A 12,681-nucleotide genomic window follows, 5' to 3' on the forward strand; every position below is an offset into this window, starting at 1 on the left:
TACCTCAAAGAGGTAGCAGGCAAGTTCGATCCTGCGAAACAAAAAATACTAGGCTTAGCGGATATTTCCCAAGTAGTTTGGAGTTTCCGCGAGTTAGCCGGTTTTGGTGGGCGTTTTCAACTCTGAAGGCGGTGTCGGCTATCGCCGTGATTTGGCGAGCGCCGCGAATGGCGGCTATGCGGGCTGCGACTGCAGAATTGAGCTTCACCGGTCAACGACTGGAATGGGCCGTACATCCCTAGTGCAGTATTTTTCGGCTTGCGCAAACCATTGAACAGCCTAGCCTGCCCTACATGGATTATATCTACCCGATAAATTTTGTTGGCCTCGATGAGTGGTTGGACAGCGGATACAAACCAAAGCTGGCGCAAGGTGACGTTGTTACCTGCGATGGTGAATTTCTCGGGATGTGGAGAGTCGTTGTTTCCGATCATGAGGCCGACTACTCGAGCGGTCGAATAGAATTCATCTTGGATGGAGAAAGTACCGTCAAATTCGCGGAGGATTTTGAGGCGCTCGATATCAGAACCAGCCGTGGCTTTGCACTGTCGCAGCTTACTCGAACTATCAGGGCGTGGCACGAAGAGCAGCCATCCTGAACAAAAAATGCCCATCAGCTATGCACTGTTCGGCGTGCAAAGACTCGCGCAATGTCCGCTATTGGCAAGCTGCAATGCAGAGCTGACCAATCAAACCAACGTCGTCTTTGGGCCGATCTGACCAGCTTCAAATCTCGCACCTACCTAGATGGCATCCTTACAGCAATTCGGTGATCCCAATAGACGAGAACCGCCGGAATATCGGCACTATGCTCCAATGAATGGCAAATCATTGTGCAATAAAGGAAGAACAATGAGTCAATTGTGACGTTCCATCTGACATTACCTAACCACACGCAAAAAGGCCTTTTGTTTCAAGGTACATCTATCACATTGGCACAGTACTTTGACCAAAAAAATCGAAATGATTTACCCTAGTCAGTCCGTTGCTAAATGCTCTTCGTCGGCTTCTATCGAGTGCAAATTCACTTCCGGCTGCATTCTGCGGTCACAAAGCACTATCCCTGCGCGTCGTCTCAATAGCAGACGTTCATACATCTTGCAGCGAACTGCTTGAAAGAGCCCATTCTACCTGATGCTGCGCCGTGAACGAGTGTCAGCTTTTGATTTGGCTTGCCTGATTACGCTCGCTTGCCGTTGTCTAAAATGCCAAGATGCAGCATGACTTGTGTCTTTTGTTCAATCCTTGCTGGCGACCTTCCTGGCCATCTCCTTTTTCAAGGTGATCGCACCGCGGTCTTACTGTCGCTTGAGGGTCATCCTCTCATTGTTCCGTTGCGCCATCTTGCAAGCCTTAAAGACGTTGATGATGAGACGGGCGCGGAAATTTTTCAGAGTGCCAAACGCGTTGCGAGCGCACTACATCTTGCAACCGGGTGTGACGGAATAAACCTAGTTCTTTCGGATGGGCATGCAGCTGGTCAGGATGTTTTCCATCTGCATTTGCATGTGAAGCCGCGTTGGAAGGACGACGACGTGAAGCTCTCTTGGAACACAGCAACGGTGCCTGCACTCGAACGCGCAGCGCTTGCTAACGAGATACGAAAGCGCTTGCCACCCGCTACGTCGGTCTGAGTCCAGACACTGCCGCTACCGCAGCGAAAGCCCGCTTCGCGGACTTTCCCGACCTTCGCTGCACTTGCGCCAATGACCGCTTGCTTATTTCTGATCACTGGCCTCGATCAACTCACGCCGTTATGATCCTGTCAAAATAATTGAATTTGAGCAGGTATTAGAGATGTTGCGCAGCAAACTATTTTGTCTTTTTTCCGGAGCGTTGATGGTAGGAGTGCTCGGCTTTGCACTTGCCTCGTGTGTGCAAAGCCCCGCCACAAACCCAGAGCTGGTCGCTGCTTCAGATGTCACAACAGCACCCTCACGTGTCGCCATTACCATTGATGATCTTCCTTACGTCATGCCATCGCGGACCAGCCCAAAAGACGGCTTGAGATACACCAATCAAATCACGGCTGTTCTGCGAGAGCATGGTATTGTCGCAACTGGCTTTGCAGTGGGGCAACAAATCAATCCACAATCACTTCCTGCGCTACAAGCTTTCGCAGATGCTGGCCACACAATTGGAAATCATAGCTGGTCACATCCTGATTATGGAACGCTGACACGCGATGCATTTTTCGAAGAAACACGTCGGACTGACGAAGTGTTGCAGCAGTGGATTGATGAGCAACGGTTTTATCGTTTTCCGTTCTTGCGTGAAGGGGAGACCGAAGCATCGAAGGCCGCAGCGACGGAAGCCCTATCGGAGCTTGGGTATCAAAATGTCCCAGTAACCATTGATAACGATGAGTGGCAGTTCAATGCCGACTATGTTGCAGCGCTCGAAGACGGCAATGACGAAGCAGCTGCGATCATAGCACAGAACTATTTGGGCCACATGCGGGAGCGCACAGCATTCTTCCAAAGTCTAGCGATTGAAGAACTCGGTGGTGATGTTGATCATATCCTGCTCATACACCTCAATCGGATCAATGCAGATCACTTTGGGACACTTCTTGATTGGTATAACGAGCAAGGCTGGTCTTTCATTCCTGTTGAAGAAGCAATGATGCATCCTCTTTATTCTCGCCCGGACATTTATGCAGGACCGCGTGGGCTGTCTCAGATTGAAAGAGTGCTTGGCGGGAAGCGAAATTAAGTAGAGCAGTCGCTCGCCCTACCCAGACCAGCCATTGGTTTAAGGCGCAGCATCGGTGACTCCGGGCTCTAAGCGGACACTCTGCTGTGCGCACGCTTCATTCAACTTGCCCCCCGTTAGCGCGGCGAGTGTGGTATGATCGGGTATCGGCAAGCTGCCGAGGACGTGGTGGGCGTGGTGGCGAGGAGTAACCACTATGACAACGACAAACCTGCCAGCAATTCGTGCATGTCGCCCAGCTTGGAACAAGGGGCGGATCGTCGGACAGAAGCGACCGCTTGCGCCAAAACATGTATGGGCGATCCGGGTTCGCCTTGAGATCGCGCAGAAAATCCGAGAGCTGGCGCTATTTAATCTTGCCATCGACAGCAAGTTGCGGGGCTGCGACCTAGTAAAACTGAAGGTCGCAGACGTCTATGCTGCCGGACAGGTCAAGCACCGCGCTTCCATCGTCCAGAGCAAGACGCGTAAGCCCGTTAGCTTCGAAATCACCGAGGGAACACGAAAGGCTGTCGCGGCTTGGCTGGAGGAGCCCTTGATGATCGGATCTGAACATTTGTGGCCGGGCCGCTTCCATGAGCGCCTTCATATTTCTACGAGGCAATACGCTCGTCTGGTGCGTGAATGGGTGACTTCAATCGGCCTAGAGCCGAGCGCATATGGCACCCACTCCATGCGACGGACCAAGGTGGCGCAGATATATGGCAAGACCGGCAACCTTCGCGCGGTTCAGCTTTTGTTGGGCCATACGAAAATGGATAGCACGGTTCGCTATCTCGGCGTTGAACTCGAAGATGCGCTGACCATTGCAGAGGCGATAGAAATCTGAATGCCTTTGGGCCGTCGTAACAGACGGCCCTTAGCTGACCTTTATGGCCTTCGCAGCGAAGGCCTACTTCGAGTCCAGAATGACAGAGGCTGCCTCTTGCATGAACGGCCGCGATAGTTGGTTTTGTAGTCTCCTACGGGCTTCCAGCCAACAAAAACGACAAGATGAACGAGGGTTCCACCTTCAAAGGTCATCTACCCGACGAGGCAGGCTTCACCCCAACCAAAGGGGACTGGGCCATCCAGTCCTGTGCTGTATTTACCAGATGCCTTGGCCCATCCAAAAAGACTGTCTTGGCTTCAACGGCCTCGCGGACGTCCACGTCCCCCAACCAAAGCGCTACTAGGTTCGCGAGCGTGGCTGTGAGGTACAAGTCGACGTCATGACCAGGGTCTGTGGGGCAAAGATCAACGGTTTCACTATTTGCAATGACCCACCACATACTAAGATCGGTACGGTCGGAAATTTGCACAAGGATCACCGTTTCCCCGTCCGGCAAGCCATCGGTATTCAGTGTGCGATGGAAATCCCACATGAAGCCACCAACATCACAATCCTGCGCCGCGATACTGCGTTTGCGCCACCGCATTCCCCATATGGCCATGTTTTCAACGATTGGTCCAAGCTCACGCCCCGAGCGCGTCAGCTTGTAGTCCGCAGCTTGGCTGGTCAGCGCGGATTTGCGGATGATGATCTCTGCCGCTTCCAATGTTTTGAGCCGTTTACTCAGGATCGAAGGAGACATACGCGGGATCGCTTTTTGAAAACCGCCAAAGCGCGTCGTGCCCAGAAACATTTCGCGCAGTAGTAGCAGCGTCCATTTGTCCCCCAAGATGTCGGCAGAGGCCATCGCCGGACATAAGCTGCCCGATATGTTTTTTGTGTTGCTGTCCATTAACAATGCCTACAGCGACCAAGGCCGCGTGACTACTACGGATTGTGTAGCGGTTTAGTACGGATTGCGAAGTATCCCCCGATGCAGGCCGCGCGCACCATACGACCAAGCTCGGTCTTTCGGGTGTTTTCCCATTGAAAGGGGTTTGGTATGGGCCGCTCAATTACATTTATCTACGGCATCGCCGTCTACGTCATTTTTCTGGTCACCTTCCTCTATTCCATCGGGTTTGTCGGGAATGTGCTGGTGCCAAAATCTATCGATTCCGGCCCGAAAGGACCAATTGTTGCTTCGCTGGTGATCAATCTGGTGTTGCTGTCCGTCTTTGCTCTTCAGCACAGCATCATGGCGCGTCCAGCATTCAAACGTGTCTGGACCAAAATTATTCCCCAAGCTGCGGAACGCAGCACGTATATTTTTACGACATGCGTTGCCCTGATCTTGATTTTCGTGTTCTGGCAACCGCTTCCGGCGGTCCTATGGGATGTCAGCAACACGGTCCCCGGCACAGCATTGACCGTTCTGTTTTGGATCGGCTGGCTGGTCGTTCTGACCTCAACCTTCATGATTGACCATTTTGATCTGTTTGGCCTGAAACAAATTTACGCAAATCTAAAAAAGCGCCAAACCGTCCAACTGGGCTTCATGAAAGTCGGGCTTTATCGACTGGTGCGCCATCCCATCATGACCGGATTTCTGATCGCCTTTTGGGCCGCGCCGACCATGACCGCCGGGCATCTTTTGTTTACGTTGGTGACGACAGGGTACATCGTCATCGCCGTGCTACGTCTCGAAGAAAAGGACCTGATTGCCCAGATCGGTGATGATTACATCGCCTATCAAAACGCGGTTCCGGCGTTTATTCCCAGTATTGGGCGGGGGGCAGCAAAATGACATTGGACCCCAAACATCTGCGCCACATTCAGTCTTTCACAGATACAAAACCACACAGCATTCTCGACCGGCAACTCCCTTTGCGAGAACGGTATCATGGCACACCTGACGCTGCATGGGTGTATGATCACGCAAAAACCGTTGATGCCCAAGCTCCCGCAAGCCATCCGCTCCACGGGCATGTGGTTTGCGGCGAAGGCATCCCAGTGGACATCCCAATATCCGTCCACAAGGCTGTAGGTGGCGAAAGCGATTTTCCATGCCCCGGCGAAATTCTGGCCGCAGCTTTGGCCAGCTGCCTTGATACGGCCATCCGGATGATTGCCAATCTCAAGGGTATTGAACTGAGCCACCTTAAAGTGCAGGTCAGCTTAGGTGCTGACGTTCGCGGAGCATTGATGACAGGCGACAATGTGCCCGTCGGGTTTCAAACTGCGCTCATGAAGGTTGATCTGGAAACAGAGTGTGACATGTCAACGCCGCATCTAAACGCGCTGATCGATGCAGCAGAGCGAAGCTGCGTTATCCTGCAAACCTTGCGCGTTCCACCAACCGTGGAAATTGAACGCAGCTTTGGTGATCTTGGCGAACTGGGGACAGGCTGAGAACAGGATATGGACACCTCAACATCGGACCCTTGGGTTTGATAATTGAACGGCAGGTTTGTCCCGCATGGCGGACCTGTGCGTAGGGCGCATTGAATTTCTGCTGCCCGCCCTCTACGACGGTTCGACCTCATTCCAATGTGCATTGATGGGCAAACTTGCCGCTCTCAATGCGATATCGTCGTATCTGACCGGCATGAAGTCCCAAACATCGACCCCGACATTTATCGAGTTTGATGACCCTTTCCAGTTGTCATGGACATGCCCAAAGAACTGTAGTGCCCCGCGTCTTGCATGGTTCCACGTAATCATCGGGTAGTGGCACAGGGTATTAAGTTGCTTCTGTGGCCCGTCACGCAATTCGATGAATGGCGACACAGTATCCCAGCCAAGTTCCAGCGTGGGCTGGAAATCGTGGTTGCCAGTGATCAGGTGCTTGCGCGCTCCAGGTAGTTGGTTGAAGACCTCGTTCAGAAACGGGACATCCTTTGCCTTTCGACCAAAGGCGAAGTCGCCGATGATCCACAGATCGTCATCTGGTCCCACACGGTCCGCAAGGTTCTTGAGCATGGTGGCATCCATGTCGTCGGTATTAGCGAAAGGCCTATTGCAGAACGTGATAATATTTTCATGCCCAAAGTGGGTATCCGCCGTATACCAATGCGCCATTCTGTTCGTGTCCAACTCTGAGTACCCAAGCCCCTTCGGGCTAGGAAAGAAATTGCGTTCCAGCAAGCTAAAATGGACGATGGCAGTTTTATCAGACCAGAATGGCAGTTTTCAGGGTCAAAATGGCAAGACTATAGGGGCATCCACAAAACTGTGGATTGCCCCATAATATTGCCATTTCAAGTTCGTAAGCCCTTGGTTTCAATTCACCGAAAATACGGCACTGTTCGAGTTATTGCCATTTCGCACCCCATAGAACTGCCATTCGACCACAAATCTCGGCATTTGAAGCAGGCGCCACTGTCGATTAGAGTCAGGCAATCGCGAGCTTGTCGCCCTTGCGGACGTTGGATCATACCGCAGAGACCGGCAGCCTTGAGCCCAGAATTACACATGCTGCAAACGGCACGAATGGCCATAAAATTCAGTTTGCGGACCTCGGCGAAAGTGCGTGAAAGCCTAATCGAGAAACGAGGTCTTTTTGGTAACATCGAACTCCTGGGGGCAGCTGTTGCAAAGCCAACTTCAAACGCGTTTGGTTCGGATATCGTTCGGTCGGTCGAAGCGCGCGACGTTGCCGATCCTTGTTTAGAACGACTTGTCTTTGGTCGTTCTAGTATTCGCCATCAAAGGCGGACAATAACCCAAAAACGCTTGCGGCTACGGCAGCTCCCAACCCCATGGTGCCGGTCACGGTGCCAAAGCCTAACCAGCCTACAACCGAACCAATCAATAGCCCAACCAGTGCGCCAGTAGTCCGTCTCATAGCGGGCTCCCATCTCTTGAGTTGTGAATCGAGTGAAAGGAAAGAACAGCTTGTTGCAGGTTCTGATGGCTTGAACCGGGCAGAACCTGCGGAGCCGGACTAGTGTGCCATGAACATGCTTCGCAACAGCGCGGCGACACCATCAAGTTACTCAAAAACCAGCGGCTGTTGTGGCAAGAGTTTGATTTCGAGCATCAACTCTCGCCTGAACGGCAGCGCAGGCCTGTATGTTCCCGTTCAAACAGGCGGCATCAAGTTGTCGGCTGGCTTCAATTTCCGCAGGAGAGTCGCACGCGCTCAAAGCAAGCACAGCAAAAATGACGTATCTATTCATTGAATTTCTTTCTCATCTTTTTGGTCCCGTGCCGTTCGAAAGGGCGCGGGAGGTGAACGAGGCCGAGACCTTTGCGAGAAATTCGCGAAGCCATAGCCTCTTTGTTTGAGGTATTCGTAAGTGGTGGTTCAGTTTGGGTTGTCCTGATCAGTCTTGACGGATCAGGTGTCGTTCAACTGGCCCTTGATGTCGTCCATCCCATCACGCTGAGACATCTTTTTTCGATAACTCGTAGGCGTTTGCCCAGTATGCTTTTTGAAAGCGTTGTAAAACGAGGACCGGGCGTTGAAGCCGACATCGTATGTGATGTTCAAAACGGAGTCGTCTGTGGTCGAGAGCAAAGATTTGGCCTCCGCGATCCGGTAGCTGTTTACAAAGTCAAAGAAGCTCTCACCGATCACCTCGTTCAATGTTTGAGAGATGTAGTTTGAAGATGCGCCAATGTGCTTTGCCAACGCCCAGAGTGACAGGTTGGCATCCCGGTGCAAGTGATCGACTTCCATTGCTTTGCGAAGTTTGCGGCTCAAACGCTCAGATGCTTCCGAGCTCAAAGCCGATTTCTCATACTTCCCGGCTGGCTGCGCATTGGGTGGCGCGGGGTCATCGTCATGGTCGGGGGCCAAAGGAGGACGTTGGCGTATCCCCCAAAGGGTCAATGCGCTGACGAGAGCGAAGCCGACGAGACTTCCCAGCACGGTAATTGAGGACGTGGCTGCTTCGAACCCTAAGGCACCGAGCGACAAGAGTGTCGTCGCAAGCCAGAATGAGAAGCCCAATACGCCAATGATGTATATCCAACGCAGCTCGTGTTTTTCTGTGCTGGAATAGTAGTCGCGCAACTTGAGCCGGAACCTGGAAAGACGACGCAATATCAAGACGAGGTAGAGGGCGATTTGCGGTAAGACGGCGAGCTGAACCAGCGCTACAATGGAGGCGAGTGTTATCGCCCACTCAGAGTTTAACTCGGGATCATTTGAAAACAGTGTATCGCGCAGGCTTGCCGGCGAGAAAAGCACCACAATCGCGACAGCCAATGACGCGGCTGGCAAGGCAAAGTGTCGAATGAGCCGCGTCGGCGTCTGGTCTTCCGCCGATGTTAGGAAGAGCACGTACAGCCAGAACAGAGGCGCAAGAAGAAAGGAGCTGGGCCACGTGACCACGCCCGCAACAGATGTATAGCTGCTTGGCAACGATGCCAAAACTTGGGTGAAGGATTCTGGAAGATTGTTCACTGCAATTGCTGCGAGAAAAATCGCGAAACTCCTGCGAACACGCGAGGGCCGTGTTTGCATCAAACAAAACAACGCACCAAATGTTGCGATTGCGACGGAGCCCAGAGCAGTCATCTCGATCAGAATGCTTTCCATAATTTCACTCTCCTCAGAGATGCCTTTCCGCGACTTAGCCGGGCAGTAGCTCTGGCGCGTAGCCTTCTATAGCACCGTTTCGGTTCGCAACTGCGACGCGGATGCGCCTTGTTGCAAGATCGGCGGCCATGACTGCATCAAACCCAAAATTGCGTCCTTCGTGCCAAATGACCCGACCGGGTTCAACGAATATACCTAATCCGGATTGCCCACTTACGGGCGTAATCATAAGTTTGGCCAACTCAAACGGCAAAAGTGCGCCGCGTCGGTGGCGCAAGGAGTCGAGCACCGCTTGGAGAATTTTGGCCAAGTCAGCAGCCGTTGCCCAAAGTCCGGCGGCTGCACTCTCGGGGTGGCGTCTGTACCCGCCTTCCAAAGGCTGTCCGCTTTCATAGGAACCGTGAGCAAAGGTTGCCTGCGGCGTGATCGCGAAGGTTGCAGCAGACGCGCCGATGGGACGAAGGACCGTTCTTGAGGTGTAGGTCGAGAAAGACTCGCCGGTGATATCTTCGATCAGCGCTTGCAACACCATCGTTCCGCCGCCGCTATACCTGAACCCGCCAGACAGCCGAGGTCTTGCCCGGACCACGCCGGAATTCGCCGGCAACTTACCACCAAGGATTTCAAGCAGATTAGGTAAATCTTCGGACGGACCGTATCCCTTGAACCCGTGGACGGACGTGCCCGCAGTGTGGGACATCAACGCGGCAACAGTGGCTGTGTCACCGCGCAAGCCCGGCAGCTGCCAGCGCCTCATCAATTGGTTCACACGTCCGTTGAGCGCGAGGCGTCCATCACGGACCAAGGTCAATACGGCGAGCGATGTTACGGTCTTCGAGCATGACGCCACCTGAAACAGCGTTTCGTCATTTACAGCGATTCCAGCGCGGGCCATGCCTCCGTGTCGCTCAGTCAATATGCCGTCGTTGATTGCGGCCAATTGATAACCCGCCGCTTCTGACAGTGCGTTTTGTGCCAAAGACTGGCGTGGTATCGCTGAAAATGCCGCCGCCAAGCTCAATGCACTAAAGGTTCGTCGGTTCATGGGTTTGATCTTCTTGCCTCCGGTTTTGGCCAGGATTTCTGGCCATTCGAGACAAGAGTGGACCTCAACCCATCCGATGTCGCCTGTGCCTATAGGTTTGGACGCTTGGACAACGCTTTGGGGTGGCCCTTCCCGAAACGTTGACTGTCGCGGGAAAGACGAGAGATTTTCAGCGGCTGGAGTTGACCAGCCTGCGGCGAATTCAACTTAGAACAGGAAATCAGCCTCTGTCAGTTCCCCGTGCAAGGTGTTGATTACGAGGTTTGCATCGTCGAACTGGACTTCAAAACTGCGTCCGCCACTGCTTTCAGAAATCTGAAGGTCATTGAACGCTAGATTGAGTATCGTTAGATCGATCTGGTCTTTTCCTGCCTCAAAGCTCCGGATCACATCATCGCCACTGTTCGTGCCAAACACAAAGGTGTCGGCACCACGCCCACCAATCAGTACGTCGCTGCCTTCGCCACCCTCCAAAGTGTCATTGCCATGCCCGCCACGCAGGATATCGTCGCCTGTACCTCCTGAGAGACGATCATCGCCATGCCCGCCGCGCAGAAAGTCATCTCCTCTGCCACCGTCGAGCCAGTCGTCTCCTCGACCACCGGAGATGTTATCGTCACCGTTGTCGCCCGAAAGCTGGTCGTCCCCACGGTTCCCCGCAAGGTTGTCATCTCCATCGCCGCCGGACATCTCGTCATCTCCGCGCCGTCCGATCAGATCGTCATTACCGTCACCGCCTGAAATCTTGTCATCTCCCCTACCGCCAATCAGGCGGTCATCGCCCAATGATCCGACAAGCTGATTGTCAGCAGCGGCGGCATGCCTGGCGTCTTTTAGGACGTTGAAGTTGGAACCTGACGCATCGGCCACAAAGAGGACCGATCCGTCTTCGAAGCTGAGTTTGTTCGTGTCGAGCTCTGAGAGTGCGCCGTCGCGGGTCAGCGTGACGCCATCGATGGAAAGAAGCGTTTCAGCCGCGCCATCTGTCCCGACCACCTCGCTGACGTTGAAGTCCGCCGCAGATGCTGCGAAGGCAATGCCCCCGTCATCGGCATAATCGGCCGTCCATGCCGGATTCTGCATCAATTGTTCGATTGCCTCGAACACTTCATCGCTCAGTCCGGTCTGGCCATATCGCATCGTTTCACTCGCGGAGAGGATCGTGCCCGATGGCAAGTGAACCAGCGTCTGGGAGATCGTTCCGTCAGTTCCACCCTGATGGCCGATGATCTCACTGTCGTCTGAATCCGGCTCGGGCGAAAAAAACTCGTACAAATCCCTCATTTGGCTTTCGGGAACCAAGGTGCCGTCAATGACCAGAGCTTTCATGAACCGGATCATGTCACCGGTTGTCGAGATGCCACCGCCTTCGCCGAGTTCCGCGATTGGCAAATCTGTGACATCGAGAACCTCGCCGTTCACCTCCAAGTATGACTTGAGGACACCGTCAGGAAGCTCGAACTCCGGCAGGCTGGTGGAACTCATGCCGACAGGATCGAAAATGCGCGTCTGGAATTCATCAGCCAGGGAATTCCCGGTTGTGTCCTCGATCAAGAGTCCCAAAAGCGTAAAACCGGTATTGGTGTAGCTGAATTCGGTGCCCGGTTCGAAATTCGCGGGCAGATTGGTCGCCTCAAAAAGCTGTAGAAACTCTTCGATGCCAATGGGCTGGGGCGGGTCTTGGCTCAGCAACTCCACCATGCCCTGCTGGACTTCAGCCTCGTTCCGGTAATCAGGTATCCCTGATTTGTGGGTCATCAGCTGTCTTAGGGTCACCTCTCCAATGTTTGGCATCCATGACAACGCGCTCACGTCCATGGCGTCCGCCAAGCGGTCATCAAGCGAAAAGTGCCCCTCATCCACCAACTGAAGCAGGACAGTTGTGGTCATCATTTTCGTTTGCGAGCCGATCTCGAACTTGTCGTCGGTGGTTGCCAATGTCGGGTCATCGCGCCCGACAGTGCCAGTCGCTGCACTGACGGAAACCCCGTCTCGGTACGCCTCAAAGATGAGAGCAGGGGCCGGGCCATCATAGCTGTTGATGATTTCAGATACGCCGCCACTGATTGCGGTAGGGTCGAATTGGGTCACATGAATCTCCAAGGTTGCGAGGCACTCCGATGTGCCGTCGCCCCGCCTTTAAGCCAGAGATCCAAGTTTAAGCGTCTGTCCCTGCCCAATAGGACAGGGACTACATCTCACCCTGATGGGTTGGACGGCGACGTCCGTCCAACTGCGCCTTCCCCGGATTCACTGACTTAGATTCGGCCCAATAGCTTCTGAATTGCTGTCCACTGGCCTTCAGTCTGGTTACTGTCTGGCAATGCACTCATCCCCCATTCGGGCTGAATGCCACGGCCTTTCCAAGCTGCGCCGTTGCTATCGGGGTAGACTTCATTTGAAAGTGATGGAATAGCCCCCTGAAAGTGGTCCACCAACTGGGATAGAATGTCCCGTAAATTGGAGGATCAGTTATGGCTGGGAAACGAGAGAAACCTGAAGATATCGTATCGAAGCTTCGGCAGGTTGAAGTTCTGCAAGGGCAAGGGATGACGGTAGTGT

Annotated in this window: 12 protein-coding genes; 7 read left to right on the forward strand and 5 right to left on the reverse strand. The window is 53.6% G+C overall.

Annotated elements, in window-relative coordinates:
- Positions 1–293: 293 nt before the first annotated feature.
- The 4 genes from ABWV64_RS15830 (at position 294) to ABWV64_RS15845 (ending at position 3,544) form a co-directional block, all read left to right on the forward strand.
- The gene (locus ABWV64_RS15830; protein WP_353347039.1) at positions 294–599 is read left to right on the forward strand and encodes a hypothetical protein; all 306 of its coding nucleotides are present in this window, start codon (positions 294–296) and stop codon (positions 597–599) included.
- 621 nt (positions 600–1,220) lie between these two features.
- Positions 1,221–1,634: an HIT family protein gene (locus ABWV64_RS15835; RefSeq protein ID WP_353347041.1), complete on the forward strand. Its 414-nt coding sequence runs from the start codon at positions 1,221–1,223 to the stop codon at positions 1,632–1,634.
- 163 nt (positions 1,635–1,797) lie between these two features.
- Entirely contained in the window at positions 1,798–2,715 is a 918-nt protein-coding gene (locus ABWV64_RS15840; RefSeq protein ID WP_353347043.1) for a polysaccharide deacetylase family protein, read from the forward strand.
- A 196-nt stretch (positions 2,716–2,911) separates the two neighbouring features.
- Positions 2,912–3,544: a tyrosine-type recombinase/integrase gene (locus tag ABWV64_RS15845; RefSeq protein ID WP_353347045.1), complete on the forward strand. Its 633-nt coding sequence runs from the start codon at positions 2,912–2,914 to the stop codon at positions 3,542–3,544.
- 190 nt (positions 3,545–3,734) lie between these two features.
- Here the strand turns inward: ABWV64_RS15845 and ABWV64_RS15850 are convergent, their stop codons facing one another.
- The gene (locus tag ABWV64_RS15850; RefSeq protein WP_353347047.1) at positions 3,735–4,439 is read right to left on the reverse strand and encodes a winged helix-turn-helix transcriptional regulator; all 705 of its coding nucleotides are present in this window, start codon (positions 4,437–4,439) and stop codon (positions 3,735–3,737) included.
- A 150-nt stretch (positions 4,440–4,589) separates the two neighbouring features.
- Between ABWV64_RS15850 and mddA the strand changes: the two genes are divergently transcribed.
- The gene (mddA, locus tag ABWV64_RS15855) at positions 4,590–5,333 is read left to right on the forward strand and encodes a methanethiol S-methyltransferase (RefSeq protein ID WP_353347049.1); all 744 of its coding nucleotides are present in this window, start codon (positions 4,590–4,592) and stop codon (positions 5,331–5,333) included.
- A complete protein-coding gene (locus tag ABWV64_RS15860) occupies positions 5,330–5,938 on the forward strand; it encodes an OsmC family protein (RefSeq protein ID WP_353347051.1) in 609 nt (202 codons plus the stop codon). The genes mddA and ABWV64_RS15860 overlap by 4 nt, the downstream gene beginning before the upstream one ends.
- A 114-nt stretch (positions 5,939–6,052) precedes the next feature.
- Here the strand turns inward: ABWV64_RS15860 and ABWV64_RS15865 are convergent, their stop codons facing one another.
- Positions 6,053–6,607, reverse strand: coding sequence for a metallophosphoesterase (locus tag ABWV64_RS15865; RefSeq protein WP_353347053.1), 555 nt, complete (start codon positions 6,605–6,607; stop codon positions 6,053–6,055).
- 875 nt (positions 6,608–7,482) lie between these two features.
- On the opposite strand from ABWV64_RS15865, the gene ABWV64_RS15870 reads away from it, so the two are divergent.
- Positions 7,483–7,710 carry a hypothetical protein gene (locus ABWV64_RS15870; RefSeq protein ID WP_353347055.1) on the forward strand — a complete coding sequence of 76 codons (228 nt, stop codon included), beginning with the start codon at positions 7,483–7,485 and terminating at the stop codon, positions 7,708–7,710.
- 158 nt (positions 7,711–7,868) lie between these two features.
- Here the strand turns inward: ABWV64_RS15870 and ABWV64_RS15875 are convergent, their stop codons facing one another.
- The 3 genes from ABWV64_RS15875 to ABWV64_RS15885 form a co-directional block, all read right to left on the reverse strand.
- Positions 7,869–9,074, reverse strand: a complete 1,206-nt coding sequence (locus ABWV64_RS15875; RefSeq protein WP_353347057.1) for a helix-turn-helix domain-containing protein — start codon at positions 9,072–9,074, stop codon at positions 7,869–7,871.
- 34 nt (positions 9,075–9,108) lie between these two features.
- Positions 9,109–10,119, reverse strand: coding sequence for a serine hydrolase domain-containing protein (locus ABWV64_RS15880; protein ID WP_353347059.1), 1,011 nt, complete (start codon positions 10,117–10,119; stop codon positions 9,109–9,111).
- 207 nt (positions 10,120–10,326) lie between these two features.
- A complete protein-coding gene (locus ABWV64_RS15885; protein ID WP_353347061.1) occupies positions 10,327–12,210 on the reverse strand; it encodes a serine hydrolase in 1,884 nt (627 codons plus the stop codon).
- Positions 12,211–12,681 lie beyond the last annotated feature (471 nt).

It is taken from the genome of Litorivita sp. NS0012-18 (assembly GCF_040371945.1).
Taxonomy (GTDB): Bacteria; Pseudomonadota; Alphaproteobacteria; order Rhodobacterales; family Rhodobacteraceae; genus Litorivita.

Bases quoted from the DNA above. Each gene is read 5' to 3' on its own strand.
- ABWV64_RS15870 (WP_353347055.1), top strand. From the start codon at position 7,483: ATGAACATGCTTCGCAACAGCGCGGCGACACCATCAAGTTACTCAAAA.
- ABWV64_RS15830 (WP_353347039.1), top strand. From the start codon at position 294: ATGGATTATATCTACCCGATAAATTTTGTTGGCCTCGATGAGTGGTTG.
- ABWV64_RS15880 (WP_353347059.1), bottom strand. From the start codon at position 10,119: ATGAACCGACGAACCTTTAGTGCATTGAGCTTGGCGGCGGCATTTTCA.
- ABWV64_RS15845 (WP_353347045.1), top strand. From the start codon at position 2,912: ATGACAACGACAAACCTGCCAGCAATTCGTGCATGTCGCCCAGCTTGG.
- mddA (WP_353347049.1), top strand. From the start codon at position 4,590: ATGGGCCGCTCAATTACATTTATCTACGGCATCGCCGTCTACGTCATT.
- ABWV64_RS15860 (WP_353347051.1), top strand. From the start codon at position 5,330: ATGACATTGGACCCCAAACATCTGCGCCACATTCAGTCTTTCACAGAT.
- ABWV64_RS15850 (WP_353347047.1), bottom strand. From the start codon at position 4,439: ATGGACAGCAACACAAAAAACATATCGGGCAGCTTATGTCCGGCGATG.
- ABWV64_RS15865 (WP_353347053.1), bottom strand. From the start codon at position 6,607: ATGGCGCATTGGTATACGGCGGATACCCACTTTGGGCATGAAAATATT.
- ABWV64_RS15875 (WP_353347057.1), bottom strand. From the start codon at position 9,074: ATGGAAAGCATTCTGATCGAGATGACTGCTCTGGGCTCCGTCGCAATC.
- ABWV64_RS15840 (WP_353347043.1), top strand. From the start codon at position 1,798: ATGTTGCGCAGCAAACTATTTTGTCTTTTTTCCGGAGCGTTGATGGTA.
- ABWV64_RS15835 (WP_353347041.1), top strand. From the start codon at position 1,221: ATGACTTGTGTCTTTTGTTCAATCCTTGCTGGCGACCTTCCTGGCCAT.